The 26,104-nt window shown below is 73.0% G+C and carries 19 protein-coding genes and 1 pseudogene; 15 read left to right on the top strand and 5 right to left on the bottom strand.

Annotated features, from left to right (window positions below; genetic code table 11):
- Nucleotides 1-64: 64 nt before the first annotated feature.
- A complete protein-coding gene (locus JGS22_RS19565; RefSeq protein ID WP_216815041.1) occupies nucleotides 65-1,105 on the top strand; it encodes an HAD hydrolase-like protein in 1,041 nt (346 codons plus the stop codon).
- Nucleotides 1,106-1,289: 184 nt separating this feature from the next.
- On the opposite strand, the gene JGS22_RS19570 is transcribed toward JGS22_RS19565, so the two are convergent.
- A complete protein-coding gene (locus JGS22_RS19570) occupies nucleotides 1,290-2,186 on the bottom strand; it encodes a siderophore-interacting protein (RefSeq protein WP_211041350.1) in 897 nt (298 codons plus the stop codon).
- A 160-nt stretch (nucleotides 2,187-2,346) separates the two neighbouring features.
- Complete coding sequence (locus tag JGS22_RS19575) at nucleotides 2,347-3,405, bottom strand: ABC transporter substrate-binding protein (protein WP_211041351.1); 1,059 nt, start codon at nucleotides 3,403-3,405, stop codon at nucleotides 2,347-2,349.
- Nucleotides 3,406-3,571: 166 nt separating this feature from the next.
- Between JGS22_RS19575 and JGS22_RS19580 the strand changes: the two genes are divergently transcribed.
- From JGS22_RS19580 to JGS22_RS19615, 8 genes are all read left to right on the top strand, one after another.
- Nucleotides 3,572-4,633: a FecCD family ABC transporter permease gene (locus tag JGS22_RS19580; RefSeq protein ID WP_211041352.1), complete on the top strand. Its 1,062-nt coding sequence runs from the start codon at nucleotides 3,572-3,574 to the stop codon at nucleotides 4,631-4,633.
- Nucleotides 4,630-5,658, top strand: a complete 1,029-nt coding sequence (locus JGS22_RS19585) for a FecCD family ABC transporter permease (RefSeq protein ID WP_211041353.1) — start codon at nucleotides 4,630-4,632, stop codon at nucleotides 5,656-5,658. The genes JGS22_RS19580 and JGS22_RS19585 overlap by 4 nt, the downstream gene beginning before the upstream one ends.
- Nucleotides 5,659-5,805: 147 nt before the next feature.
- Complete coding sequence (locus JGS22_RS19590) at nucleotides 5,806-6,576, top strand: ABC transporter ATP-binding protein (RefSeq protein ID WP_211041364.1); 771 nt, start codon at nucleotides 5,806-5,808, stop codon at nucleotides 6,574-6,576.
- A gap of 10 nt (nucleotides 6,577-6,586) precedes the next feature.
- Nucleotides 6,587-7,045 (top strand): hypothetical protein, encoded by a 459-nt coding sequence (locus JGS22_RS27445; RefSeq protein ID WP_211041354.1) that lies wholly within the window; start codon nucleotides 6,587-6,589, stop codon nucleotides 7,043-7,045.
- 21 nt (nucleotides 7,046-7,066) lie between these two features.
- Entirely contained in the window at nucleotides 7,067-7,873 is an 807-nt protein-coding gene (locus JGS22_RS19600; protein ID WP_211041365.1) for a TlyA family RNA methyltransferase, read from the top strand.
- Nucleotides 7,870-8,796, top strand: a complete 927-nt coding sequence (locus JGS22_RS19605; protein WP_211041355.1) for an NAD kinase — start codon at nucleotides 7,870-7,872, stop codon at nucleotides 8,794-8,796. Before JGS22_RS19600 ends, JGS22_RS19605 begins: the two co-directional genes overlap by 4 nt.
- 102 nt (nucleotides 8,797-8,898) lie before the next feature.
- Nucleotides 8,899-10,644 carry a DNA repair protein RecN gene (gene recN / locus JGS22_RS19610; RefSeq protein WP_211041356.1) on the top strand — a complete coding sequence of 582 codons (1,746 nt, stop codon included), beginning with the start codon at nucleotides 8,899-8,901 and terminating at the stop codon, nucleotides 10,642-10,644.
- An 843-nt stretch (nucleotides 10,645-11,487) separates the two neighbouring features.
- On the top strand, nucleotides 11,488-12,642 hold the full coding sequence (locus tag JGS22_RS19615; RefSeq protein WP_211041366.1) for a glycosyltransferase family 4 protein: 1,155 nt from the start codon (nucleotides 11,488-11,490) through the stop codon (nucleotides 12,640-12,642).
- Nucleotides 12,643-12,756: 114 nt separating this feature from the next.
- Here the strand turns inward: JGS22_RS19615 and JGS22_RS19620 are convergent, their stop codons facing one another.
- The 3 genes from JGS22_RS19620 to JGS22_RS19630 form a co-directional block, all read right to left on the bottom strand.
- Nucleotides 12,757-13,824 carry a LacI family DNA-binding transcriptional regulator gene (locus tag JGS22_RS19620; protein ID WP_211041357.1) on the bottom strand — a complete coding sequence of 356 codons (1,068 nt, stop codon included), beginning with the start codon at nucleotides 13,822-13,824 and terminating at the stop codon, nucleotides 12,757-12,759.
- An 827-nt stretch (nucleotides 13,825-14,651) separates the two neighbouring features.
- Nucleotides 14,652-15,254 (bottom strand): nucleotidyltransferase, encoded by a 603-nt coding sequence (locus JGS22_RS19625; protein ID WP_308405756.1) that lies wholly within the window; start codon nucleotides 15,252-15,254, stop codon nucleotides 14,652-14,654.
- Between the two features lie 371 nt (nucleotides 15,255-15,625).
- Entirely contained in the window at nucleotides 15,626-17,440 is a 1,815-nt protein-coding gene (locus JGS22_RS19630) for a glycoside hydrolase family 15 protein (protein ID WP_211041358.1), read from the bottom strand.
- 427 nt (nucleotides 17,441-17,867) lie between these two features.
- Between JGS22_RS19630 and pyrG the strand changes: the two genes are divergently transcribed.
- From pyrG to JGS22_RS19660, 6 genes and pseudogenes are all read left to right on the top strand, one after another.
- Nucleotides 17,868-19,514: a CTP synthase gene (pyrG, locus tag JGS22_RS19635; protein ID WP_211041367.1), complete on the top strand. Its 1,647-nt coding sequence runs from the start codon at nucleotides 17,868-17,870 to the stop codon at nucleotides 19,512-19,514.
- Between the two features lie 3 nt (nucleotides 19,515-19,517).
- Nucleotides 19,518-20,159 carry an NUDIX domain-containing protein gene (locus JGS22_RS19640; protein ID WP_211041359.1) on the top strand — a complete coding sequence of 214 codons (642 nt, stop codon included), beginning with the start codon at nucleotides 19,518-19,520 and terminating at the stop codon, nucleotides 20,157-20,159.
- Nucleotides 20,160-20,286: 127 nt separating this feature from the next.
- Complete coding sequence (locus JGS22_RS19645) at nucleotides 20,287-22,395, top strand: tetratricopeptide repeat protein (protein ID WP_211041360.1); 2,109 nt, start codon at nucleotides 20,287-20,289, stop codon at nucleotides 22,393-22,395.
- A gap of 193 nt (nucleotides 22,396-22,588) precedes the next feature.
- Nucleotides 22,589-23,704, top strand: a complete 1,116-nt coding sequence (gene ald / locus JGS22_RS19650) for an alanine dehydrogenase (protein WP_211041368.1) — start codon at nucleotides 22,589-22,591, stop codon at nucleotides 23,702-23,704.
- Between the two features lie 827 nt (nucleotides 23,705-24,531).
- Nucleotides 24,532-25,461 (top strand): annotated as a pseudogene (locus JGS22_RS19655) (ParA family protein); the annotation flags it as partial.
- The gene (locus tag JGS22_RS19660; RefSeq protein WP_211041361.1) at nucleotides 25,446-26,000 is read left to right on the top strand and encodes a hypothetical protein; all 555 of its coding nucleotides are present in this window, start codon (nucleotides 25,446-25,448) and stop codon (nucleotides 25,998-26,000) included. The pseudogene JGS22_RS19655 and the gene JGS22_RS19660, both read left to right, overlap by 16 nt.
- Nucleotides 26,001-26,104: the final 104 nt, after the last annotated feature.

Below are 26,104 nucleotides of genomic sequence, written 5' to 3' on the forward strand. Positions count from 1 at the left end.
ACTGGCGGCCCGGCCGGTACCCGCCCGCCCCCGACCGTCCCCGCGACCGAGGAGCCCCACACCCATGCTGCGAGCCTGCCCGCAGGAGCTGCACACCGCCTACGACACCGCGCTGCTCGACCTCGACGGGGTCGTCTACGCGGGCGGCCGGGCCGTACCGCACGCGGTGGAGGCGCTGGCGAGGGCCCGCGGCGAGGGCATGAGGCTGTCCTATGTCACCAACAACGCCGCCCGTACGCCCGCGACGGTCGCCGACCATCTGACGCGACTGGGCGTGCCCGCGGAGGCGGCCGAGGTCGTCACCTCCGCGCAGGCGGTCGCCCGGCTGATCGCCGAACAGGTGGCGCCCGGCGCCCGGGTGCTGTGCGTGGGCGGCGAAGGTCTGCGGGTGGCGCTGACCGAACGCGGCCTGGACGTCGTGGAGTCCGCGGACGACTCTCCGGCCGCCGTGGTGCAGGGCTACGGCGGCCCCGAGATGCCCTGGGCGCGGCTGGCGGAGGCGGCCCTCGCGGTCGGCGCCGGAGTGCCGTGGTTCGCCTCGAACACCGATCTGACGATCCCGGGCGAGCGCGGTATCGCCCCCGGCAACGGTGCCGCCGTGGAAGTCGTGCGCATCGCCACCCGGTGGATGCGCGACGCCCCCGAGCCGCAGGTCGCCGGCAAGCCCCGGCCGCCGATGCACCGGGAGACGATCCTGCGCACCGGCGCGCGCCGACCGCTGGTGGTGGGGGACCGGCTCGACACCGACATCGAGGGCGCGCACGGCGGCGGGGTGGACTCCCTGCTGGTGCTCACCGGCGTCACCGACGCGGCGCAACTGCTCACCGCCCGTCCGGTGCACCGGCCGACGTATCTGGCCGCCGATCTGCGCGGTCTGCTGGCCGCGCACCGCGAACCCGTGCGTGCGCAGGGCCCGGACTCCCCGTGGGAGTGCGGCGGTTGGCAGGCTTCGGCCGGCCCGGGCCGGCTGCTGCTGTCCGGCGGCGGTGATCCGGTGGACGGGCTGCGCGCGCTGTGTGCCGCGGCCTGGACCGCCGCGGACGCAGCCGGTGCGCCCGGCTGCGAGTGGGAGGCGACGGCCGCACTCGACGCGCTGGGACTGTAGGGACCGCGCCGACCGGGCCTCGGCGCAGAGCGCGGCGGAGAGCGCGGCGTACGGGCTCACCGCCCCGCGCGCAGCCGCTCCGGGGCCGGTCCGTGTCCGGGCCGTCCGGGGTCGGTTCGTGTTCGGCCGGTTCGTGCCCGCTGCTCCGTGTCCGGGCCGGCCCGTGCGCCTGTACGGGGCCGCCTCAGCCGGCGAGTGCCTCGCGGCGCAGGTCCTCCTCGGTCGCGCCCAGCCGCCAGTAGCCGGAGAACTGCACACGAGCCCGGTCCAGGCCGCGTTCGCGCACCAGATGGCGGCGCATCGCCCGGACGGCGCCCGCCTCGCCCGCCAGCCACGCGTACGGCGCGCCCGCCGGGAACGGCGCCTCGCGCAGCGCCGTGAGCAGCTCGCCGCGGCGGGCCGGACTGCCCTCGTGCACAAGCCAGTTGACCTTGGCGCCGGGGTGGTGGGGCAGCGCCCGACGGTCGGCGGTGTCCGGAACCTCCAGCCATATGTGTGCGGGCACGGTGGGCGGCAACCAGTCGAGGATGCCGGCGACCGCGGGCAGGGCGGTCTCGTCGGCGGCGAGCAGCACCCAGTCGGCGTCCTGCGGCAGCCGGAAGCCGATGCTCTTGTTCTCCCGAACGGCCGGGCCCAGCAGGGTCGTCCGGTCGCCGGGGCGGGCGGCGCGCGCCCAGCGGGAGGCGGGGCCGAGGTCGCCGTGGAGCGCGAAGTCGACGTCCACCTCGTCGCCGTCGTCCCGGGAGCCCCCGTCGTCCCGGGCGCCCGCCGGTCCCGGCCCCGGGCCGCGGGGGCTCCGGCGGTGCTCCCGGACGGTGTACGAGCGCATGATGGCCCGCACTTCGGGGTCCATCGCCCGCCAGGCGGCGAACCATCCGTCGCCGTCGACGTCCGGGAGCACGGGCAACTCCTGGCCCGGGTGCGGCAGGAAGAGCGAGAAGCTCTGGTCCCGTCCGCCGGAGTCGAAGTCCCGCAGGCTCTCGCCGGCGAAGGTGATCCGCACCAGCGACGGGCTCAGCCGCGTCGACCGTGCCACTCGGACGGGGAAGAAGCGGAAGGCGGACGGCGCGCTGACGGCCATGGCGGCGAGTCCTTTCGACGGGTGCGTGCGGGCACTCGGTTCCGGGCGTGCGGGGCAGTGCCCCAGGGCGGTGCGTGCGGTGCGTCGTGCGCCGGCCCGACCCCCGTTGCGGTCGGGCGGTCCCGTACGGGCGGTGGGCGCCCGTACGGGCGGAGGCCGGTCAGTCCAGCCGCTTGGCGTCGCCGATCGCCTGGGTGATGTCCTCCAGCAACTCGGCGGCGCCCACCCAGGAGTAGGGCGCGACGTAGTTCCACCCGGTGACCTGGCCGGCGCGGACCGCGGGCAGATCGCGCCAACCGGGCTTCTCCTCCAGCTGGTCGGGCTGGAGGCTCATGGCGCGCTCGTCGAGCATGATCACATCGGCGTCGTACTTGTCGGCGTTCTCCCAGGAGAGGTTCTCGAAGTAGTCCTGGCCCTTGATGCTGGGGCTGATGACGTCGACTCCCAGCTCCTTGAACTGCATCAACTCCGCCTGGATGGTGGGCCCGGCGACGTAGAGGGTGTCGTTGGTGGCGGAAACGGCGAGCACCCGGATGCGGGAGCCCTTGGCGGTGCGGCGCAGCCGTTCGGCCGCCGCCTCGTACCGGTCCTTGGCCTTGGTGACGCGCTCCGCGGTCAGGTCGGCGCCGAGCGACTCGGCGAGTTCGGCATAGCGCTCGACGACCTCCCTGAGCGGGATGCGGCCGGTGGTGACGCCCACGCTGGGCGCGAGCTTGAGGATCTTGTCCTTGCTCTCCTCCGGCACGTACCAGAGCACGTCGGGGTCGTACATGTGCGTGATCAGCAGATCGGGGCGGAGCTTCGCGTACCGCTCGACGCTGAACTCGCCGAAGGCGTTGCCGATCACCTCGACCCGGTCGACGTCGAGCCTGCCGGCCGCCGGGTCGGCCTTGCCGCCCTTGGTGCGGGTCTCGCCGAAGACCCCGGCCACCTGTGTGGTGACGCCGAAGTCGTGCAGGGCCGCGGCGGCACCGGTGAAGGCGACGATCTTCTCGGGGCGCCCGTCGGTGGTGACCTTCTTCTTCCGGTCGTCGGTGAAGGACCAGCCGGCGTCCCCGCCGTCGGAGGAGCCGCTGCCGCCGGAGTCCCCGCAGGCGGCGAGCAGCGCGGTCAGCCCCACCGCGCCACCGGCCGCGAGCAGCCCGCGCCGGGTCAACGAGCGGTGCGTCGCGGTGGGTTGACCGGCGGGTGCCGGCGCGGTGGCGCGCGGAGTGGACATCTCGGTGCCTGCTTTCTGGCGGTACGGCATGCGGCGGCCCGGGCGCGGGACGGCGCCTTCGACGGACCGCAACACGGGACGAATCGCGGTTAGGTTAACCTAACCGAAGATTTGTCCCCCACTCCGGCCGGAAGCATTCCGGTTGGCCGCTCCCGGGAGCTGGAACGTGTCCTCCGTCAAGTCCCCGCAGAGGCACGGGGCGTGTGCCGAAAGCCCGGCGCGACCACCGCGCGCGCACTCCCGGAACGCGCTGCGTGCCCTCGGACTGATCGCCGCCCTCGCGCTGCTGCTCCTGGTCGTCGGGCTCGGCCTCGCGGTCGGCGCCAAACCGATCAGCCTCGGCGAGGCGTACGCCGGGCTCACCGACGAGTCCGCGCCGGCGCACAGCATCGTCACCGAGATGCGGATGCCGCGCACCCTGCTCGGTCTGCTGGCCGGCTTCGCGCTCGGACTCGCCGGCTGCCTGATGCAGGCGCTCACCCGCAATCCGCTGGCCGACCCGGGGCTGCTGGGCATCAACGCCGGCGCCTCGGCGGCGGTGGTCTCCGCGATGGCCTTCCTCGGCGTGACCGCCTACACCGGCTACGTGTGGTTCGCCTTCCTGGGCGCCGCTGTCGTCTCGGTGCTGGTGTACGCGGTCGGGGGCGGGCGCGGGGCCACCCCCGCCCGGCTCGCCCTCGCCGGCACCGCCCTGAACGCGGCGCTGATCAGCTACGTCAACGCCGTGCAGCTGCTGGACACCGCGGCACTGGACCGGATGCGCTTCTGGACCGTCGGCTCGCTGGCCTCGGCCGACATGGACACGGTCGTGCGGCTGTCCGCCTTCGTCGGCGCGGGCACCCTGATCGCGCTGCTGATGGCGCGTCCGCTCAACGCGATGGCGCTCGGCGAGGACAGCGCCCGGGCGCTCGGTGCCTCGCCGGGCGCCACCAAGGGCTGGACGATCGCCGCGGTGACCGTGTTGTGCGGTGCGGCCACGGCCGCCTGCGGGCCGATCGTCTTCGTCGGGCTGATGGTCCCGCACCTGGTGCGTTCGCTGACCGGCCCCGATCTGCGCTGGATGCTGCCGTACTGCGCGGTGCTGGCGCCCGTCCTGCTCGTCGGGGCCGATGTGCTCGGACGGGTGCTCGCCCGGCCCGGCGAACTCCAAGTGGGCATCGTGACCGCGGTGTTGGGCGGGCCGGTGTTCCTCTACTTCGTACGTCGTCGAAGGATGGCCCAGGCATGAGCGTCGTCCGCTACCGGCAGTGGTCGGTGCACGCCCACCCGAGGTCGCTGGCGGTGGGGCTGCTGCTCGTCCTGCTCGCCCTCGGCTCGTCCGTGCTTCTGGTGGGCAGCGGCGAGTACCCGATGAGCCCCGCCCGGGTGGTGGAGACACTCACCGGCCAGGGGCACCCCGCCGACGTCTTCATCGTGCAGGAGGTCCGGCTGCCGCGAGTGGTGACCGGACTGCTGGTGGGCGCGGCCCTGGGACTGTCCGGTGCCGTCTTCCAGGCGCTGGTGCGCAATCCGCTCGGCAGCCCGGACATCCTCGGCTTCACCCACGGCGCCTCCGCCGGCGCGATCTCGGTGATCGTGCTCTTCGGCGGCAGCAGCGCCGCGCTGGCCGGCGGCGCGGTGGTCGGGGCCGCACTCACCGGAGTGCTGGTCTATCTGCTCGCCTGGCGGGGCGGGCTCCACGGCAACCGGCTGGTCCTCGTCGGCGTCGGTGTCGCCGCGATCCTCACCGGCGTCAACGGGTATCTGCTCACCCGCGCCGACATCAACGAGGCCGGCCGCGCCGTGCTCTGGCTCACCGGCAGTCTGGAGGGCAGCGGCTGGGGCAACGCGGTGCCGCTGCTGCTCGCGCTCTGCCTGCTGCTTCCGGTCGTCCTGCTCGGCTGCGCGCGCGGACTGCGGGCGCTGGAGATGGGCGACGACGCCGCGTACTCCCTCGGGGTGCCGGTGGAGCGCGTACGACTGGTGCTGCTGGTCTGCGCGGTGCTGCTCACCGCGTTCGCCGCCGCCGCGGCCGGGCCGATCGCCTTCGTCGCGCTCACCGCGCCCCAGCTCGCCCGCAGGCTCACCCGAGCGCCCGGCCCCAACCTGGTGCCCGCGCTGTGCATGGGGGCGGCCCTGGTGGTCTGCGCCGACCTGCTTGCCGGTCGCGCCTTCGGCGACCAGCCGCTCCCGGCGGGGGTGGTGACCGGCGTGCTCGGCGGCGCCTACCTCGTCTGGCTGCTGGCCACCCAGCGCAGGGCGGGCCGTATCTGAGGGCCGTCGGCAGCATCCCGAACCGGGCGCCCCCGCCCGCCGCTCCAACGCCGAACACCGGGTCCCGGAACCGACTCCGGGCCGCAGGACGGAAGGAACCCGACCGTGGACCACCGCAGCGACCGCGCCCGGCTGCGCGGCGAAGGCATGACCCTCGCCTACGACCAGCGCACCATCGCCCGGAAGTTGGACGTGACCGTCCCCGACGGTTCCTTCACCGTGATCGTCGGCCCCAACGCCTGCGGCAAGTCGACACTGCTGCGCGCGCTCTCCAGGATGCTGCGGCCCAAGGAGGGCCATGTGCTGCTGGACGGCGCGGACCTGAGCACCATGCCGGCCAAGCAGGTCGCCCGTACGCTCGGGCTCCTCCCGCAGTCCTCGATCGCGCCCGACGGCATCACCGTCGGCGATCTGGTGGCCCGCGGCCGGTACCCCCACCAGGGCCTGCTGCGCCAGTGGTCGCGCGAGGACGAGCGGATCGTGCAGGAGTCGATGGGCTCCACCGGTGTCGCCGAACTCGTCGACCGCTTCGTCGACGAACTCTCCGGCGGGCAGCGGCAGCGGGTGTGGATCGCGATGGCCATCGCGCAGCAGACGCCGCTCCTGCTGCTCGACGAACCGACCACCTTCCTGGACATCCAGCACCAGGTCGACGTCCTCGACCTCTGCGCCGATCTCCACGAGCAGCAGGGCCGCACCCTGGTCGCAGTGCTGCACGACCTCAACCAGGCCGCGCGCTACGCCACCCATCTGATTGCGATGCGCGACGGACAGATCGTCGCGGAGGGCGAGCCGTCGGGGATCGTCACCGCCGAACTGGTCGAGGAGGTCTTCGGGCTGCGCTGCCAGGTCATCGACGATCCCGAGACCGGTACGCCGCTGGTCGTACCGGCCGCCCGCAGGCGGGCCGCCGTGTAGCGTCGGGGACATGCACGAAGCGACACCCGACGACGGGTGCGGGGCACCGTCCCGCACCCCCGGCGAGCAGGTCGGCGACGGCGTTCCGCCCGTGCCGCAGCCCGTCGTTCCAGCCGCCCCGCCGGTGCCGGACGGCACCGTCCCGCACCCCGCGCCGACGCGTGCCGCCGACGTGACGCCCGCCGAGGACGCACGGAACGACGGGCAGGTTGCCGACGGGCAGGCACCCGGCGGGCAGGCGCCCGGCAGGGAGGCTGCCGAGGTCCGGCCGGCCGGCGAGCAGGCCGCGCCGCGCCCGCTCGGCCTCGTCGTCCAGCCCACCGGGCACGCGGAGGTCGACAGCGGGATGCGGCGGCTGGCGGCCGTCGATCACCTCGCCGTCTCCGGCCACTTGGAGGTGTACGAGGATGTGCACCGCGGTCTGCGGTCCACGCTGACCGCACTCGACCAGCACGATCCCGGGAGCTGAACACAGGTGGCCGCAGCACGTATCCGGCGCGCCAGACTCGATGCCGAGCTGGTGCGCCGCAAGGTCGCACGCTCGCGTGAGCACGCCAGCCAGTTGATCGCGGCGGGCCGGGTGACGGTCGGCGGGGCACTGGCGGTCAAGCCCGCCACCCAGGTCGGTCTGGACGCCGCGATCGTGGTGCGCGAGGACAGCGAGGACCCGGAGTACGTCTCGCGCGGCGGCCACAAACTGGCCGGCGCCCTGGAGGCGTTCGGTCCGGAGGGTCTCGATGTCCGCGGTCGCCGGTCGCTGGACGCCGGCGCCTCCACCGGCGGCTTCACCGACGTCCTGCTGCGCGCGGGCGTGCGCGAGGTGGTGGCCGTCGACGTCGGCTACGGGCAGCTCGCCTGGTCGTTGCGGAGCGATCCCCGTGTAGTGGTCAAGGACCGCACGAACGTACGGGAGTTGACGCTCGAACACCTCGACGGCGAACCGGTCGGCCTGGTCGTCGGTGACCTGTCCTTCATCCCGCTCGGGCTGGTGCTCCCCGCGATGGTGCGCTGCTGCGCCGCCGACGCCGACCTGGTCCTGATGGTCAAGCCGCAGTTCGAGGTCGGCCGGGAACGCCTGGGCGCCGGAGGCGTTGTACGCAGTGGACAGCTACGCGCCGAGGCGGTGCGCAACGTGGCCGGGCAGGCCGCAGCGCTCGGCCTGGGCGCGCTCGGTGTCACCGCCAGCCCGCTTCCGGGCCCGTCGGGGAACGTCGAGTACTTCCTGTGGCTGCGCGCCGGGGCGCCCGACCTCGACCCGGCGGACGTCGACCGCGCCGTGAGCAAGGGGCCTTCGTGACGACCACACCACCCGAGCGCACCGTCTTCCTGCTGACCCACACCGGCCGCCGTGCGGCGCTGCGCAGCGCCGAGCTGCTCGCCGGGAGCCTGCTGCGCGAAGGCGTGGCCGTACGGGTGCCGGCCGAGGAGGCGGCCCTGCTGCCGCTGCCGGACCAGCAGCCCGGCGTACAGGTCGTCGAGCCCGGCGGGGAGCAGCTGGAGGGGTGCGAGCTGCTGATCGTGCTGGGCGGCGACGGCACGCTGCTGCGGGGCGCCGAGTTCGCCCGCGCCTCCGGTGTGCCCATGCTCGGCGTCAACCTCGGCCGGGTCGGCTTCCTGGCCGAGGCGGACCGGGACGACCTGGACGAGGTGGTGAGCCGGGTCGTCGCGCGGGACTACGAGGTCGAGGAGCGGATGACCCTGGACGTCGAGGTGCGCAACGGCGGGCCGGACGCCGACGTCTGCTACCGCGGCTGGGCGCTGAACGAGGCCTCGGTCGAAAAGGCTTCCCGAGAGCGGATGTTGGAGGTCGTCACCGAGGTCGACGGCCGCCCCGTGACCCGCTTCGGCTGCGACGGCGTCGTCTGCGCCACGCCCACCGGCTCCACCGCGTACGCCTTCTCCGCCGGCGGGCCCGTGGTGTGGCCGGAGGTGGAGGCGCTGCTGATGGTCCCGATCAGTGCCCACGCACTGTTCGCCAAGCCGATGGTGACCGCACCCGGCTCGGTGCTCGCGGTGGAGGTGCAGCCGCAGACCCCGCACGGAGTGCTGTGGTGCGACGGCCGCCGCACCGTGGAGCTGTCGCCCGGCGCCCGGGTGGAGGTGCGGCGCGGCGCGGTGCCGGTGCGCCTGGCGCGGCTGCATCGGGCACCGTTCACCGACCGGCTGGTGGCCAAGTTCGCGCTGCCGGTGGCCGGTTGGCGCGGAGCGGCGCAGCGCTGACGGCGCCGGGCCCTGTATCACAGGAGACCGCCGCACACCGCGATCGGCGCGGGGAACCGCCGTGCCCACGGGGCACGTCGCGGCGCGGGCCGGGAACCTCGTATGGTCGTATCCGTGTTGGAGGAGATGCGGATCCAGACCCTGGGCGTGATCGACGACGCCGCGTTCGAGCTGTCCCCCGGTTTCACGGCGGTGACGGGTGAGACGGGCGCGGGGAAGACGATGGTCGTCACCAGTCTCGGGCTGCTGCTCGGCGGTCGCGCCGACGCCGGGCTCGTACGGGCGGGAGCCGACTCCGCCGTGGTGGAGGGGCGGTTCGCGCTCGGCCGGGACGCGCCGGCGGCCCGGCGCGCGGTCGAGGCCGGTGCCGAACTCGACGACGGCACCGTGCTGTTGATCAGCCGTACGCTTTCGGCGGAGGGCCGCAGCAGGGCCTACGTGGGCGGCCGGTTCGCACCGGTCGGGTTGCTGACGGAGCTGAGCGCCGACCTGGTCGCCGTCCACGGCCAGACCGACCAGCAGGGCCTGCTGCGCCCCGCACGCCAGCGCAAGGCACTGGACCGCTACGCCGGCGATGCGGTGGCCGCACCGCTGGCCGCCTACGGCGAGGCGTACGGACGGCTGCGTCGGGTCGTCGAGGAGCTGGCCGAGCTCACCGACCGCGCCAGGGAGCGGGCCCAGGAGGCCGACCTGCTGCGGTTTGGGCTGGAGGAGATCGGAGCCGCCGAGCCCCGGCCCGCCGAGGACACCGAACTCGCCGCCGAGGCCGAGCGGTTGGGCCACGCCGAAGCGCTCGGCGCCGCGGCGGCGTCCGCCCACGCGGCGCTGACGGGCGACCCCGCCGACCCCGAGTCCGTGGACGCGGGGACCGTGGTCGCCGGTGCGAGCCGCGCCCTGGAAGCGGTACGCGCCCACGACGGTCGGCTCGCCGCCCTCGCCGACCGGCTCGGCGAGGTCCAGATCCTCCTCGGTGACATCGGCGGCGAGCTCGCGGGTTACGTGGACGATCTGGAGGCCGACCCCCTGCGGCTGGCCGCGGTGGAGGAGCGCCGCGCCGCGCTGGCCCAGCTCACCCGCAAGTACGGCGAGGACATCGCGGCCGTTCTGCAGTGGGCGCAGGACAGCGCCGCCAAACTGACCGAACTCGACGGCGACGACGACCGGATCGCAGCTCTCACCGAGGAGCGCGACGCGCTGCGTGCCGAACTGGCCCGGTTCGCCGTGCAGTTGACCGGTGCGCGCAGTGCGGCGGCCGAGTCGCTGGCCGTGGCGGTGACGGCCGAGCTCGGAGAGCTCGCCATGCCGCACGCCGGAGTGACGTTCTCGGTGCGCCAGAGCGAGGACCCGGAGGGCCTGGAGTGCGGCGACCGCGTACTGGCATACGGACCGCAGGGGACCGACGAGGTCGAACTCCTGCTCGCCGCCCACCCCGGTGCCCAGCCCCGACCGATCGCCAAGGGCGCCTCGGGCGGTGAGCTGTCGCGGGTGATGCTCGCGGTCGAGGTGGTGTTCGCGGGCTCCGACCCGGTGCCGACCTATCTCTTCGACGAGGTCGACGCGGGGGTCGGGGGCAAGGCGGCGGTGGAGGTCGGCCGCAGACTCGCCCGACTGGCCCGCAGCGCCCAGGTGGTCGTGGTCACCCACCTTCCGCAGGTCGCCGCCTTCGCCGACCGCCATCTGGTGGTGGAGAAGACCAACGACGGCTCGGTCACCCGCAGCGGAGTGCAGTCCGTCGTCGGCGAGGACCGGGTCCGGGAACTCTCCCGGATGCTGGCCGGCCAGGAGGACTCGGAACTGGCCCGCGCCCACGCCCAGGAGCTGCTCGCCGCGGCCCGCTCCGACGACTGAACGGTCCACCGCACGCGGACCGACGACCCGGCCTCAGCCGGGGCGTCGAGCGGCGGGCGACGGCCTGGGCGGTACGGCTGCACGGGCGGGACGGGCTGCACGGGCTGTGCGCGCTGGACGCCGAACTCGCTGAGGACGCCGGGGCGTTGGGCTCTGGACGGGCTGGACGGGCTGGACGGGCTGGACGGTACGGGCGCGTACCCAGAACTCGCCCACGGTGCCCGGCCGTTGTCGTCCGTACGGGTGGTTGGGGCGGTATCGCTGCCCGAGCGGAAGGGCGGTACGGGCTGAACGCCGAACTCGCCCACGGCGCCCGGCCGTTGTCGTCCGCCCCGGGGGTGCACCGCGCCCTGTCCGCGCCGGCGAGTACGGGCCCGGACGGGTGTGCGCCTCGCTCACCTCGTACGCCTCGTCCGCGCCGTGTGCCGATTGGCGTGTGCCGATTGGCGTGCCCGGGTTCCGTCCTCCCGTCCCGCCCCGTCCCGCCTCGTCCGTACCGCCCGGGCGGCGCCTGCGCCGCGCCCGGCGGAGTGGCAGGGCTGCCCGTCGCCGACCGCGCGGAGGCCGTGGAACGCCCGGGCCGGGGCGCCCGACCAGCGGTTGCCGCGGACCTCGTGCGGCGGCCGTGCGTGCGCGGAGCGGGGGCGCGCCCCCGCTCCGCGGCCCGGTCGCGACCGGACTGACCAGTGTGATTGCCGTGTTGACGGCCGGGACTGGCATCCTTGACCGGGACACCCGGTCGAACAACGCGTCCGTACACTCCGGTGACGGCACACTCCCCGCGATCGGGGCACGCGTCCCCTCCCCGCCGACGCCTTACCCGTTTCCCGGAGCCCACCTGTGGTGAGTCGAACCCCGCGCTCCTCGCACCGCCGCGAGCCGCTGCACGTCGTCCAGGTCCTGAGCGGCCGTACCGACTCCGTGGGAGACCATGTCCGGTCGCTGGCCTCGGGGTTGGTGGCAAGAGGCGTACGGGTGACCGTGTGCGCGCCGCCCGCGGCGCAGGCGCGGCACCGGTTCAGTGAAGCGGGTGCGGAGTTCGTGGCGCTGCCGTGCGGCCATCCGGACCTCGTTGCGACGCTGCGGTCCGCATGCGCCTCGGCGGACGTGGTGCACGCCCACGGACTGCGTGCCGGCCTGCTCGGCGACCTCGCCCTGAGCGGCAGACGCCGGCGTGCGCCGCTGGTTCTCAGCTGGCACCACCGCGCCCCGCGGGGCGGCGCGCAGGCCCGGGTGAACCGTTTGCTGGAGCGCAGGGCGGTGCGTGCCGCGCGCATCGTCCTGGGTGTCTCGTCGGATCTGGTGGCCAGAGCCCGGCACCGCGGCGCGCGGGACGCGAGGCTGGTGCCCGTCGACCTCGGAGCCCCGTTCCCCCGTGTGTCGAGGGCGGAGTCGGGTGCGGAGCGGCGGGAGAAGATCCGGGCTGAACTGGGCGCGGTGGACCGCCCGTTGATCGTCGCAGCCGGACCGCTGGAAGCGCACCAGGGATGCGAGTCCCTGCTCACCGCGGCACGCGGATGGCGGCAGCTCGAGCCGGTGCCGCTGGTCCTGCTCGCGGGGGAGGGCAGCAGGCGCACCGCGCTCCAACGCCGCATCGACGACGAGGGGTTGCCGGTGCGGCTGCTCGGGGCGCTGCCCGGCGGTTCGCGGTCGGCCGGTGACCCGCAGTGGGCCGGCGACGTGCTGGAGGTCGCGGATGTGGCGGTGCTGCCGGCCCGCCGCTCGCCCCGCTCGCCGCTGGCGCGGCACGCCATGGAGTGCGGTGTGCCGCTGGTCGCCGCCGTCGAAGGGGTACCCGAACTGGTCGGCGCCGCCGCGGTGTTGGTCCCGTACGCCGACGCGGACGCCCTGTGTGCGGAGGTCGGTGCGCTGCTGGAGGACTCCGGCAGACGGGCCGCGCTGGCCGCGCTGGGCAGGGTCCAGGCCGCCGCATGGCCGACCGAGGACGGCACCGTCAACCAACTTCTGGGCATCTACGACGAGTTGGTCGAGCTCTAGCACCTGCGCCGGACCGCGTCCGTACGGCCCCGGCCCTGCTCGTGGGCGTCCGGAGCCCGTGGCGCCGTACACACGGGTTCCCGGCCCTGGGGCGCAAACCCTCAGGCCCCGGCCTCAGGTGGAGTCCCGAACGACCAGCCGTGCAGGGGTGATCACCGGCCGGAGCTCGGTGGAGTCCTCCCGGCCGCCGGTGTTGCCGCCACCGGCCTCCAGAAGCCGCAGCAGAAGCTGGGCCATCATCCGTCCCATCTCCTCCACGTCCTGGTTCACCGTGGTGAGTGCGGGCTCCGACCAGTCCACCGCGGAGTCGAGATTGTCGTAGCCGACCACGGCCACGTCCTCCGGCAACCGCCGCCCCCGCGCCCGCAGTGTGCGCAGTGCACCGGACGCCATCAGATCGTTGCAGGCGAAAACCGCGTCGAGGTCCGGGCGCCGATCCAACAGTGTGGCCATCGCCTTCTCGCCGCCCACCGCGGTGAAGCCGCCCCGGGCGACCAGCGACTCGTCGTAGGACAGCCCCGCGTCAGTCAGCGCCTGCCGGTAGCCGCTCAGCCGGTCCTGGGCCGAGGTCTGGTCCAGCGGGCCGGTGATCACCGCGACCCTGCGCTGCCCCCGCTCCAGCAGGTGACGGGTGGCCTGCCGCGCGCCGTCGACGTTGTCGGTGTCGACGTAGAGCGGGCCGCCGCCCCGTTCGTGGTCCTCGGCGCCGACCCAGCCGGGGCGTCCGCCGAAGACGGTCGGCAACCGGGAGTCGGCGACCATCGCCGGCAGCGGGTCGTCGTGGTGCAGGGAGAACATCAGCGCGCCGTCGACGTGCCCGCCCGACAGATAGCGGCCGATGCGCTCGTAGTCCGCGCGCTGTTCCACCAGAAGCAGCAGCAGCTGGATGTCCTGCCGGGACAACTCCCGGCTGATGCCCCGCAGTTGCTGGGCGAAGAAGGGGTCGGCGAAGACCCTGGTCTCCGGCTCGGCGATCACCACGGCCACCGCTCCGGTGCGACGGGTGACCAGGGAGCGGGCCGCCCGGTTCGGTACGTAGCCCAGCTCTTCGATCGACGCCGTCACCCGCGCCTGCACTTCGCCCCGCACGCCGGCGCCGCCGTTGACCACTCGCGAGACGGTGGCGCGTGAGACGCCCGCATGGGCGGCGACCGCTTCGAGTGTGGGCCGACTTCCGGACACTTTGTACTCCTCTGCTCTGACGGAGTCCCGCCCCTGTGACGGCGCACTCCGGGGAGCGCTCTCAGCCCCCGTGCTTCGAGCCTACGGCCCTCCTCGTCCGGTTCCGACCCGCCCGTACCCTCCGAGCCCCGTGCGCACCGCTCGCGGCTGCCCCGCCGAGGCGGGACCCGCCCCGCTACGAGGCGTTCGCACGCCTCCCACCACGCAAGAGGCTCTTCCAGCCCGGGGTCGAAACGCAGGTCGCGACAGTGCCGGGCGGCGGTGCGCGACGCCGGAACTCGCCCCCGGCAGGGCTGACCGAAACACATCGATCCCGGCACGCGGCGTGCTACCGGCACCCGGCGCAGGAAAGACAGCCGCCGGGCCACCCGCCGGGTCGCAAACCGGTCCTGCACCCGGCCGGAATCCGGGCCACGAACGGGGCGGGCGCCGGGCGCCGGACCATGCGCCCGGCGCCGTGGCCCCGGCGCCGCTGCGGAGTTTCCGGTGGCGGTCCCGGCGGGTGGGGCGGTGGCTCCGGCCCACGGCTCTGTCGCTTTCTCGAACCGCCCGCAACGCGCCTCCGGGGCGAGCAGAGCGCCCCGGCAGACTCGATCCGCGCCGGCGGGCCGGACGAGGGATCAGTGCGCGGGGTCGGTGTCGGAGAACGGCGTTGTCGGCGGGCGCTCGCGCTGGGCCAGGAGAGCGGTGTTCCCTGTGCGGACGAACTCTCGGGCCTGTAGGGCGCGTCGGGCCCGCCAGTCGTCGGAGGCAGCTGGACCGTCCGTCCCGTATCTGCGCCGGTGGATGTCCGCCACGACTGCCGTGGGTGCTCCCAGGGAGCGCAGCTACTCGAGGGCCTCCCCTTTGGTGATCAACCGGCCGTCGCGGAGGGTCACCGATGCTCTCGCGAAGGTCGGCATTCCCAGGTCCACCCAGATGTCCTGGAGCCACAGTTCCGCCTTGGCGTCGGCTGTCACGGGCAGCCAGCACTCCTCCAGTTCGGCACGGATGAACTCGGTCAGCTCCCGATCGTTCACGCCGGGCAGCACGTCGACCGGCGGGGGCCCGCTCAGGACGACTGCTCCCAGGGCCAGTTCGCGACGGCTCACGGGGGTGACGGGGCGCTCGAACCACTCGCCCATCGCCCAGGTCGGGTGCGCCCGCGCCGCATCTGACTCGTTGCCCCGGGGCACATAGGTGCAGTGCAGGGTCCGGGCGAGAGGGATGTCGGCAATCAACCGCCTGTGGACAGCTCGCAGTTCCTCCTGCCGCCGGTCGGTGAGTTCCGTGCCGACGAGCGCCACCAGATCGAGATCGCTGCGTCCTCCCTGATGGTCCCCCAGTGCCAGCGATCCGTGCGCCCACAGGGCCACCACGGGCACCACGGCACCGACATCGGAGGCGAAGCGTTCGAGCAGGGGCCCGACCTCGGCGGGGAGGTCACTCACCGAGGTTGTCCCCGTACGGAGGTCGGTGGCGGAGGAGTCGGAGCGGGCTGTACCGGACCGGGCCCTGTTCTTCGACGGAGAAGGCGAAGGCTCCTTCTGTGCGTTCCCCAGGAGATCGAGCGGCGCGGATGCTCACGACAGATCCACTGCCACCGCCCTGTCGACTGTCGAATGCCCGTCCGAATCGAGGCGTCGGGCTCAGACCCGGCCGGGCAGACCCCAGCCTCGCGCCCTCTGCGACGACGTGACCCGGTCACCGAAACGCTGCCGGCCTGCCCGGCCGTACGGGCGTGAACCCTGTTGACGTGCCGGTCGCGGCACGGCACGACATCCGGTACGGCGAACGACGCGGGAAACAAATCCCACACGCCTCAACTGCCGTACGCGCCCGAGGTGGTGAGCCGCAGCGCGGTGTCGATCAGCGGCACATGGCTGAACGCCTGCGGGAAGTTGCCGACCTGGCGCTGCTCCCGGGAGTCCCACTCCTCGGCCAGCAGGCCCAGATCGTTGCGCAGCGACAGCAGCTTCTCGAACAGCTTCCGCGCCTCGTCCACCCGGCCGATCATCGCCAGATCGTCCGCCAGCCAGAACGAGCAGGCCAGGAACGCGCCCTCCTCGCCCTCCAACCCGTCGACTCCCGGGCCCTCGGCGGCAGTCGGGTAGCGCAGGATGAACCCGTCCTCGGTCGACAGCTCGCGCTGGATCGCCTCCACGGTCCCGATCACCCGCTTGTCGTCCGGCGGCAGGAAGCCCATCTGCGGGATGAGCAGCAGCGAGGCGTCCAGCTCCTTGGATCCGTAGGACTGGGTGAAGGTGTTGCGTTCGCGGTCGTAGCCCTTGTCGCACACCTCGCGGTGGATGGTGTCCCGCAGCTCCTGCCAGCGCTCCAGCGGTCCGTCGACCTCGCCCGACTCGATCAGCTTGATCGTCCGGTCGACCGCGACCCAGGCCATCACCTTGGAGTGGACGAAGTGGCGGCGCGGCCCGCGGATCTCCCAGATCCCCTCGTCCGGCTCCTGCCAGTGGTCCTCCATGTACTGGATCAGCTTGAGCTGGAGCAGGCTTGCGTAGTCGTTGCGCGCCAGCCCGGTCATGTGGCCCAAATGCAGGGCTTCGGTGACCTCGCCGTAGACGTCGAGCTGGAGCTGGCCGGCCGCGCCGTTGCCCACCCGTACCGGACGCGAGTCCTCGTAGCCGGGCAGCCACTCCAACTCGGCCTCGCTCAGCTCGCGTTCGCCCGCGATGCCGTACATGATCTGGAGGTTCTCCGGGTCGCCCGCCACGGCGCGAAGAAGCCACTCGCGCCAGGCGCGCGCCTCGTCGCGGTAGCCGGTGCGCAGCAGCGAGGAGAGCGTGATTGCCGCGTCCCGCAGCCAGGTGAAGCGGTAGTCCCAGTTGCGACTGCCGCCGATGGCCTCCGGCAGCGAGGTCGTCGGCGCCGCCACGATGCCGCCGGTGGGGGCGTACGTCAGCGCCTTGAGCGTGATCAGCGAACGCACCACCGCCTCCCGGTACGGGCCTTGGTACGTGCAGTGGCTCACCCACTCCCGCCAGAACTCCTCCGTCGCCACCAGCGCCGCCTCGGGCTCGGGCATCGGGGGCGGGGGCAGGTGCGAGGGCTGCCAGCTGATGGTGAAGGCGATCCGCTCACCGGCGGCGACGGTGAAGTCGGCGTAGGTGGTGAGGTCCTTGCCGTACGTCTCCAACTCGGTGTCCAGCCACACCGAGTCCGGGCCGGCGACGGCGACCGTGCGCCCGTCGTCCGAGCGGTGCACCCACGGCACCACCCAGCCGTACGCGAACCGCATCCGCAGCGTCGAGGTCATCGGCACCCGGCCGCTGACACCTTCGACGATTCGCGTGAGCCGCGGGGTCTCGCTGTCCCGGGGCGGCATGAAGTCGGTGACGCGCACCGTGCCCCGAGCGGTGTCCCACTCCGACTCCAGCACCAGCGAGTCGCCCACGTAGCGGCGCCGGGTCGCGTACGGGGGAGCCCCGCCGCCGGCTGTGGCCGGACCGAGCCGCCAGAAGCCGTGCTCCTCGGTGCCGAGCAGTCCGGCGAAGACCGCGGGGGAGTCGAACCGCGGGAAGCAGAGCCAGTCCGCCGTTCCGTCGCGGCGGATGAGGGCTGCGGTCTGCATGTCCCCGATGAGTGCGTAGTCCTCGATGCGCCCGGCCACGTGCATCTCCAGTCGAACGGTGGTGGCCCCGAAGGGTGTACGGTCTGCGGGCTGTGCCCGTCGGTGCTGCCCGGTGGAGTATCAGAGCAGGATAACGAGGCGGGCCGCACCACCGCTCGATGGTGGACTCGGCGGGCGTCGCCCGACAAGCCGCGGCCCCGTTGACTTGCACACACCGTGGCGGAGCCCCGCCCCGACGCGGACGCGGTCGCGCCGCCCCGGGGCGGCGCCCCCGGTGGACAGCTCGGTGGACAGCCCGGTGGACAGCGGGTACCTGCACACCGCAGAGGCCCTCTGTCCGGCTGATACCCTGGTGGCCCGTGGACGGAGGGTGAAAATCCCCCGCACCGCAGCGACGGCGACCCCGCCGGAAGATCCGGCTCCAGGGACCGACCCGCACCTCAATCGCGACCACGGGAGCCCCCTCTTGGCCTTGCCACCTTCCTCCAGGACGACCAAGCACCTCTTCGTCACCGGGGGCGTCGCCTCCTCGCTCGGCAAGGGGCTCACCGCCTCCAGCCTCGGCGCGCTGCTCAAGGCGCGCGGCCTGCGGGTCACCATGCAGAAGCTCGACCCGTACCTGAACGTCGACCCCGGCACGATGAACCCCTTCCAGCACGGCGAGGTCTTCGTCACCGCCGACGGCGCCGAGACCGACCTGGACATCGGCCACTACGAGCGCTTCCTCGACGTCGAGCTGGACGCCTCGGCCAACGTCACCACCGGCCAGGTCTACTCCTCGGTCATCGCCAAGGAGCGCCGCGGCGAGTACCTGGGCGACACCGTCCAGGTCATCCCGCACATCACCAACGAGATCAAGCACCGCATCCGCCGGATGGCCACCGACGACGTCGACGTGGTCATCACCGAGGTCGGCGGCACGGTCGGCGACATCGAGTCGCTGCCGTTCCTGGAGGCGGTGCGCCAGGTGCGCCACGAGGTCGGCCGGGACAACGTCTTCGTCGTCCACATCTCGCTGCTGCCCTACATCGGCCCCTCCGGCGAGCTGAAGACCAAGCCCACCCAGCACTCGGTAGCCGCGCTGCGCAACATCGGCATCCAGCCGGACGCGATCGTGCTGCGCGCCGACCGCGAGGTGCCCACCGCCATCAAGCGGAAGATCTCGCTGATGTGCGACGTCGACGACGCCGCGGTGGTCGCCGCCATCGACGCCAAGTCGATCTACGACATTCCCAAGGTCCTCCACACCGAGGGGCTCGACGCCTATGTCGTGCGCCGCCTGGACCTGCCCTTCCGGGACGTGGACTGGACCCAGTGGGACGACCTGCTGCGCCGTGTCCACCAGCCCGCGCACGAGGTGAAGGTGGCGCTGGTCGGCAAGTACATCGACCTCCCCGACGCCTACCTCTCGGTCACCGAGGCCATCCGCGCCGGCGGTTTCGCCAACAACGCCCGGGCCTCGATCAAGTGGGTCGCCTCCGACGACCTGAAGACCCCCGAGGGCGTCCGCGCCCAGCTCGGCGACGTCGACGCGATCTGCGTGCCCGGCGGCTTCGGCGACCGCGGTGTCGACGGCAAGCTCCAGGCCATCACCTACGCCCGGGAGAACGGCGTACCGCTGCTCGGCCTCTGCCTGGGCCTGCAGTGCGTCGTGATCGAGGCCGCCCGCAACCTCGCCGGCATCGAGGGCGCGAACTCCACCGAGTTCGACCGGGCCACCGCGCATCCGGTGATCTCCACCATGGCCGAGCAGCTGGACATCGTCGCCGGCGACGGCGACATGGGAGGCACCATGCGGCTCGGCCTCTACCCGGCCAAGCTCGCCGAGGGCTCGATCGTGCGCGAGGTGTACGGCGGCGAGCCGTACGTCGAGGAGCGCCACCGGCACCGCTACGAGGTCAACAACGCCTACCGCGGCGAGCTGGAGAAGAAGGCCGGCATCGTCTTCTCCGGCACCTCCCCGGACAACAAGCTCGTCGAGTTCGTGGAGTACCCGCGCCAGACGCACCCCTACCTCGTCGCCACCCAGGCACACCCCGAGCTGTGCTCCCGTCCGACCCGGCCGCACCCGCTCTTCGCCGGCCTGGTCAAGGCGGCCGTCGAGCGCAAGGAGGCCTGAGCGATGGGCAGTCCGTTGCGCGACATGCCGCAGGAGTGGGCGGTCACCGCGACCAGCACTCCGTTCACCGGGGCCAAGACGGGCGTGGTCACCGACGAGGTGGTGATGCCGGACGGCAGCACCGCCCGTCGCGACTACCAGACCCATCCCGGTTCGGTCGCGGTGCTGGCGGTGGACGACCGGGAGCGGGCGGTGGTGATCCGCCAGTACCGCCACCCGGTGCGGCACAAGCTGTGGGAGATCCCCGCCGGGCTGCTCGACGTCCCCGGCGAGAACCCGCGACTGGCCGCAGCGCGCGAGCTCTACGAGGAGGCCCATCTGGAGGCCGCTCGGTGGCGAGTGCTGTGCGACATCTTCTCCAGCCCCGGCGGGACCGACGAGGCGGTGCGCGTCTTCCTGGCGACCGGGCTGACCCGTGCTTCGGGCGAGCGGTACGCCGTGAGCGAGGAGGAGGCCGACATGGAGCTGGACCGGGTGCCGGTGGCCGACCTGGTGCGCGGCGTCCTCGCGGGCGAGCTGCAGAACAACGCACTGGCGGTGGGCGTGCTCGGCTACGCGGCTGCGTGTGCGGGGGAGGGGCTGGAGTCCCTGCGCCCCGCCGACTCGCCCTGGCCGGCCCGCCCGTTCACCGGCACGGGCGACTGACTCGGCCCGGCCGCGCACTCCCGTACGGCCCGCCCGGCTCGTCGGGTGCGGGCCGTGCGGCGTACGAGGCCCCCGGCCCTCACCGCTGATCCACAAAAGTGCTGCGGCCAGGCCGTAGGCTCGCCCCGTGACGGATCAGGCGGTGCGAAGCAGCGTCCCCGGGGCCGCTGCCACAGGCGAAGGTTGGCTCGGCCGGGAGCGGGAGCTCGAGGAGCTGCGGGCCGATGTCGAACGGGCCGGACTCGACACCCTCGGTGGCAGGCCGGCTGCCCGCGCCCGGGTGCTGCTCATCGCGGGCCAGCCGGGTTCCGGGCGGACGGCACTGGCCGAGGAGTTCGCCCGTCAGGTGCGGGGGGAGTACCCGGGCGGAGTCGTACGGGCCGTGCTCACCGAACCGGACGGCTCCGTCGTACCGCTGGAGCGCGTCGCCAGGGAGCTGCTGGAAGGGCTCGGGGTCCCGGCGCCCGCCGGCACCGCGGAGGACGAGCTGCTCCAGGCCGTCCGCGCGGCCGTGCACGAGCGTCGCGCACTGCTGCTGCTGGACGAGGTGGCCGCTGCCGAGCAGCTGTTGGAGCTCGTGCCCGACCACCGGGGCGCCCTGGTGGTGGCCACCGCCGAGGGGCCGCTGACCGGTGTGCCGGACGTACGGCCGTGCACCATCGGCGGGCTCGACCCGCGCTCGGCCGTGACGCTACTCTCCCGCCGTGCGGGCAGCGAGATCCGGATCACCGTCGACCCGACCGCCGCCCGCCGGGTCGCCGAGCTGTGCGGGATGCAGCCGGCCGCGCTGCTCCTGGTCGGCGGGTGGCTCGCCGCGCATCCCCAGGTCTCGGTGCTGGAGGCGGCCCGCGCGCTCGCCGTCCACCGCGACGAACCCCGCGCACTGGTACGGGCGTTCCGGCTCGTGATGGACGCACTGCCGAGAAACGCGGCCCGGCTGGCCCGGATGCTGCCCCTGGTGCCCGCGGGCTTCGTGGACGCCCAGCTGGTCTCCGGACTGGCGGGCTGCTCGCTCGCCGCGGCCCGGGCGGCGCTGGAGGACTTCGCCCGGCTCGGATTGCTGCGGCCCCTGGGCGCGGGCGCTTACACGCTGCCCGCCTGCCTGCATCCGCTGCTGCTGGAGGTCGCCGAGCGCGAGGAGCGCCCCGCGGACGTGACGCTCGCGCGGGCACGCATGTGGGAGCGCACGGTACGGCAGTTGCGGGCGTGCTGGGCGATCACCGAACCGCCGGGGTCGCCGGCGCGCAGGGAGCTCGACGCGGAGCCCGCGGCGATCAGGTTCGTCTCCGAGCAGGCGGCCGAGCGCTGGCTGCGCTCCCGGCTTCCGGCGCTGATGACGGCGGCCCGGCAGGCGGTGGCGGCCGGCGAACTGGACACCCTCGCCCGGCGGTTGATCGCCGGGCTGGCCCAGGCGCTGGCGGCCCACCGCAGCCCCGGAGAGGTGGAACCGGACCAGTACCGGCTGCACGAACTCGTTCTGCGGGTGGCGGAGCGGCGGGAGCTGCACGCGGAGCGTTCGGCGGCCCTGCTCAACCTCGGCGACCTCGACGTGCGCGGCGGCCGTCCCGCGCAGGCGCTGCCCCGCTACCGCGCTGCGCTGGAGGCGGCCCGGCGGATCGCGGACGAGTCCGACCGGGGCCGGGCCTCGGTCCGCTCGATGACCTCGCTGGGCGGGACCTACGGTGAACTGGGCGACTGGGCACGGGCCGCGGACTGGTACGGCCGGGCGCTGGTCCTCGTGCAGACCGGCGGCGACATCGCGGCCGGCACCGCGCTTCAGGCCCGTATCGGCGCGGTGCAGATGTGCGCGGGGCAGTGGACGGAAGCGCTGGCTGCCTGGCGCGCGGCGGCGTCGGGCCATCGCAGGCTGCGCGAGGCCGGTGCCTGCGCCCATGCCCTGAGCGAGGTGGCTCGTGCCCAGGAGTACGCCGGCCGTCCGCACGAGGCGCTCAGGACCTGTCAGGAAGCGCTCAAATGGGCCGAGCAGGCGGACGATCGGCGGATGCGGGCCGCTCTCCACCTGCGTCTCGCGGACACCCTGGACCGGTTGGGCGAGTACGGGGCGGCGCGGGGCCACCGGGCGTCGGCCGAGCCGCTGACGGCAGCCGACCGGCCGCCGGAGGGCCCCGATTTCGTCGCCGAGTCGGGCGAATCACCTGCGGTGGAGAGCCAGACCAAAGGGCTGACCTGTGAAAGCCAAGGCAAGCTTCAAGAATCTAACCGATTGCAAGGCTAGACACGAAGGGATCCTTCATTAGACTTGCGTAGTCGAGGCGGTACTGGCTACTCCCGGCTTATCTCTTCTGTGCCGATGTGTACTGATGAGTACGGAGTTGCTCCGGTGCCGGCGTGTTCACCTCAGGTACGAGGCCCCCAGTCGCCCGGCGCGACCGACGCCCCTCAGTACCCAGAACAGGACCGTGATCGACGTGAAGGTGGGCATCCCCCGCGAGGTCAAGAACAACGAGTTCCGCGTGGCCATCACCCCGGCCGGCGTGAACGAGCTCGTTCGCAACGGCCACCAGGTCGTCGTCGAGCGAGAGGCCGGTCTCGGGTCCTCCATCTCCGATGCGGAGTACGTCGCCGCCGGTGCCGCCATCCTGGACACCGCCGACGAGGTCTGGGCCGTCGCCGACCTGCTGCTGAAGGTCAAGGAGCCCATCGCCGAGGAGTACCACCGGCTGCGCAAGGACCAGATCCTCTTCACCTACCTCCACCTCGCCGCCTCTCGCGAGTGCACCGACGCGCTGCTGGACTCGGGCACCACGGCCATCGCCTACGAGACCGTGGAGACGGCCGGCCGTGCGCTGCCGCTGCTGGCGCCGATGTCGGAGGTGGCCGGCCGTATCGCGCCGCAGGTGGGCGCGTACCACCTGATGCGCTCGGCCGGTGGCCGCGGTGTGCTCCCCGGCGGGGTGCCCGGGGTGCACGCGGGCCGCGCCGTGGTGATCGGCGGCGGTGTCTCCGGCTGGAACGCCACCCAGATCGCCGTCGGCATGGGCTTCCACGTGACCCTGCTGGACAAGGACATCAACAAGCTCCGCGAGGCGGACCGGATCTTCGGCACGAAGGTCCGTGCGATCTCCTCCAACGCGCTCGTGCTGGAGCAGGCAGTCCTGGAGGCGGACCTGGTGATCGGCGCGGTCCTCGTCCCCGGGGCGAAGGCGCCGAAGCTGGTGACCAACGAGCTGGTCTCCCGGATGAAGTCGGGCAGTGTGCTCGTCGACATCGCGATCGACCAGGGCGGGTGCTTCGAGGACTCGCGGCCCACCACGCACGCCGAGCCCACGTTCCGGGTGCACGACTCGGTCTTCTACTGCGTGGCGAACATGCCCGGCGCGGTGCCCAACACCTCCACCTACGCGCTCACCAACGCCACGCTCCCGTACATCGTCGAGCTCGCCAACCGCGGCTGGGTCGAGGCGCTGCGCAGGGACGGCGCCCTCGGGCTCGGCCTCAACACCCATGACGGCAAGGTGGTCTACGGTCCCGTCGCCGAGGCGCACGGACTGGAGAGCGTCGAACTGGCGGCCCTGCTGGGCTGATGGCCGCGCTCGGGTCGGAGCCGGCCCGAGTGGGGCCGGTCCGAACGGGGCCGGCCCGGCGGCGTGGCCGACCCGGATCGCGTGTGTCCCGGCGAGGGGAGTGATCCGCCTCGCCGGTGACACGGCTTCGGGAAGGCCCGGTGTCGACAAAGTGCCGAACTCGCATCATCGACTTTTACGGACCCGCGACGTCAACTTCGCGTAGGTGCCGTGTACTTCGAAAGTGGGATCCCTCTCGATCAGAGAGGAGCCCGCGAAGTGTCGCCGGTGTGCTCCGAATTGACGGGGTGCGCCGGCGATATCTGTGTGAGGTGCGATTTCCGGACTCAACTCGCCTCGAACATCACGGTTTTACCGATTCGCACCGCACGACCGGCGCTTCGAGGGACTCTGTGCGCCCTTGACAAGTGTGTGTTCACTCACTGACGGATCGCGTCGCGTCCGGTGGATTGTGTTGCTGCGAACGGCCGACACGCCATAGAGTCGCAGACCGTCGGCACGGTGCCACGCTGACCTTGTCGATAAGGATCCTGGTCACCCAAGGAGGCGAGACGGCTTGTGAATGAGTCGACATTTTCTCCCGGGGGAGAACGACCAGGAGCACAGCGCCTGGCCAGGGGTCCGTGGGGACCGCAGACGTCGGCACCGTCGCTGTACACACCCACCCCGCCCCTCAGGACCCATTGAGCATGACTGTCCATCACAACACCCAGCAGGGCGCCAACACACCGCACGCCGGCGCCGCCATCGGTGAACACCCGGGGGGATCGGCTCAGTTGTCCGATACCGGAGACACGCACAGCAGGGACCACGCAGGGATGCCCGACGCCCAGTTCTACGACCCGGACGCGGAGTTCGAGCCCGACCCGGAGTACGCGGCCACACTCGCGCCCGACGCCGCGCGTCAGCGGCGCGAGCGCATCGGCCCGACCGGACGCCCGCTCCCGTACTTCCCGATCCCCGGGCCGGTGTCCGAGCACGGACCGGCCAAGGTCATCGCGATGTGCAACCAGAAGGGCGGGGTCGGCAAGACGACCTCGACCATCAACCTGGGTGCCGCGCTCGCCGAGTACGGCCGCCGCGTACTGCTCGTCGACTTCGACCCGCAGGGCGCGCTGTCCGTGGGCCTCGGCGTCAACCCCATGGAGCTGGACCTCACCGTCTACAACCTGCTCATGGAGCGGGGCATGACGCCCGACGAGGTGCTGCTGAAGACGGCGGTCGCGGGGATGGACCTGCTGCCGAGCAACATCGACCTCTCCGCCGCCGAGGTCCAGCTGGTCAGTGAGGTGGCACGGGAGTCCTCGCTCCAGCGCGCGCTCGCGCCGCTGATGTCCGAGTACGACTTCATCGTCATCGACTGCCAGCCCTCGCTCGGTCTGCTGACGGTCAACGCCCTGACCGCCGCGCACAAGGTGATCGTCCCGCTGGAGTGCGAGTTCTTCGCGCTGCGCGGTGTGGCGCTGCTCACCGAGACGATCGAGAAGGTCCAGGAGCGGCTCAACCCGGCTCTCAACCTCGACGGCATCCTCGCCACGATGTACGACTCGCGCACGGTGCACAGCAGAGAGGTGCTGGCCCGGGTGGTCGAGGCGTTCGACGACAGCGTCTATCACACCGTGATCGGCCGCACCGTGCGCTTCCCCGAGACCACGGTCGCCGGCGAGCCCATCACCACGTACGCCTCCAACTCGGTCGGTGCCGCCGCGTATCGCCAGTTGGCCAGGGAGGTGCTCGCCCGGTGCCACGCCGAGTGAGCCTCCCGGCGGCCGACGAGCTCTTCCGCAACACCGGAGGGCCGGGTGTACAGCCGTCCGCGCCGTCGAGCGGCGAGGACAACACCCGTGCCAGGGCGGCTTCCAGAGTGCCCGCGCCGGGCGGCGACTCCGAGCCCACCGAGCACGCCACCGCCGAGGACCAGGGCGAGGGATCCGAGCAGACCAGCCGGGGGAGCGCCCGTACGCCGCGGCAGACGCGTTCGTCCGCGGGCGGCGAGGGCCGTACCGCCCGGCAGGGCGGCGCCACCGGTTCCGGCGGCGGTACGGACAGCGCCGGCCGCCGCCCCCGTGCGGCACGCAGGCCCAGTGGCCGCGAGCGACACGACGAGAAGATCACGGTCTATGTCTCCGCCGAAGAACTGATGGACCTGGAGCACGCACGACTCGTACTGCGCGGAGAGCACGGACTCGCGGTCGACCGCGGGCGGATCGTGCGGGAAGCGGTGGCCGTGGTGCTGGCTGATCTGGAGTCGCGCGGCGACGCCAGCATCCTGGTCCGCCGTCTGCGCGGCCGTTAGCCGCGGATCGCGCACCACGAGTGTTCGTCGCACCACGAGTGATGGAGTGCCGGGCGGAGGCCGACAGGCCGCAGCGCCACGTCCTCGCCCCCGCGGACGGCGGA

The sequence above is a fragment of the Streptomyces tardus genome (assembly GCF_018101125.2).
In the GTDB taxonomy this organism is placed as follows: domain Bacteria; phylum Actinomycetota; class Actinomycetes; order Streptomycetales; family Streptomycetaceae; genus Streptomyces; species Streptomyces tardus.

What these genes read in the sequence shown, in the direction of transcription:
- JGS22_RS19575 (WP_211041351.1), bottom strand. Translation starts at nt 3,405, where the DNA reads ATGTCCACTCCGCGCGCCACCGCGCCGGCACCCGCCGGTCAACCCACC.
- JGS22_RS19590 (WP_211041364.1), top strand. Translation starts at nt 5,806, where the DNA reads ATGACCCTCGCCTACGACCAGCGCACCATCGCCCGGAAGTTGGACGTG.
- JGS22_RS19585 (WP_211041353.1), top strand. Translation starts at nt 4,630, where the DNA reads ATGAGCGTCGTCCGCTACCGGCAGTGGTCGGTGCACGCCCACCCGAGG.
- JGS22_RS19630 (WP_211041358.1), bottom strand. Translation starts at nt 17,440, where the DNA reads ATGCACGTGGCCGGGCGCATCGAGGACTACGCACTCATCGGGGACATG.
- recN (WP_211041356.1), top strand. Translation starts at nt 8,899, where the DNA reads ATGGTCGTATCCGTGTTGGAGGAGATGCGGATCCAGACCCTGGGCGTG.
- JGS22_RS27445 (WP_211041354.1), top strand. Translation starts at nt 6,587, where the DNA reads ATGCACGAAGCGACACCCGACGACGGGTGCGGGGCACCGTCCCGCACC.
- JGS22_RS19640 (WP_211041359.1), top strand. Translation starts at nt 19,518, where the DNA reads ATGGGCAGTCCGTTGCGCGACATGCCGCAGGAGTGGGCGGTCACCGCG.
- JGS22_RS19565 (WP_216815041.1), top strand. Translation starts at nt 65, where the DNA reads ATGCTGCGAGCCTGCCCGCAGGAGCTGCACACCGCCTACGACACCGCG.
- JGS22_RS19570 (WP_211041350.1), bottom strand. Translation starts at nt 2,186, where the DNA reads ATGGCCGTCAGCGCGCCGTCCGCCTTCCGCTTCTTCCCCGTCCGAGTG.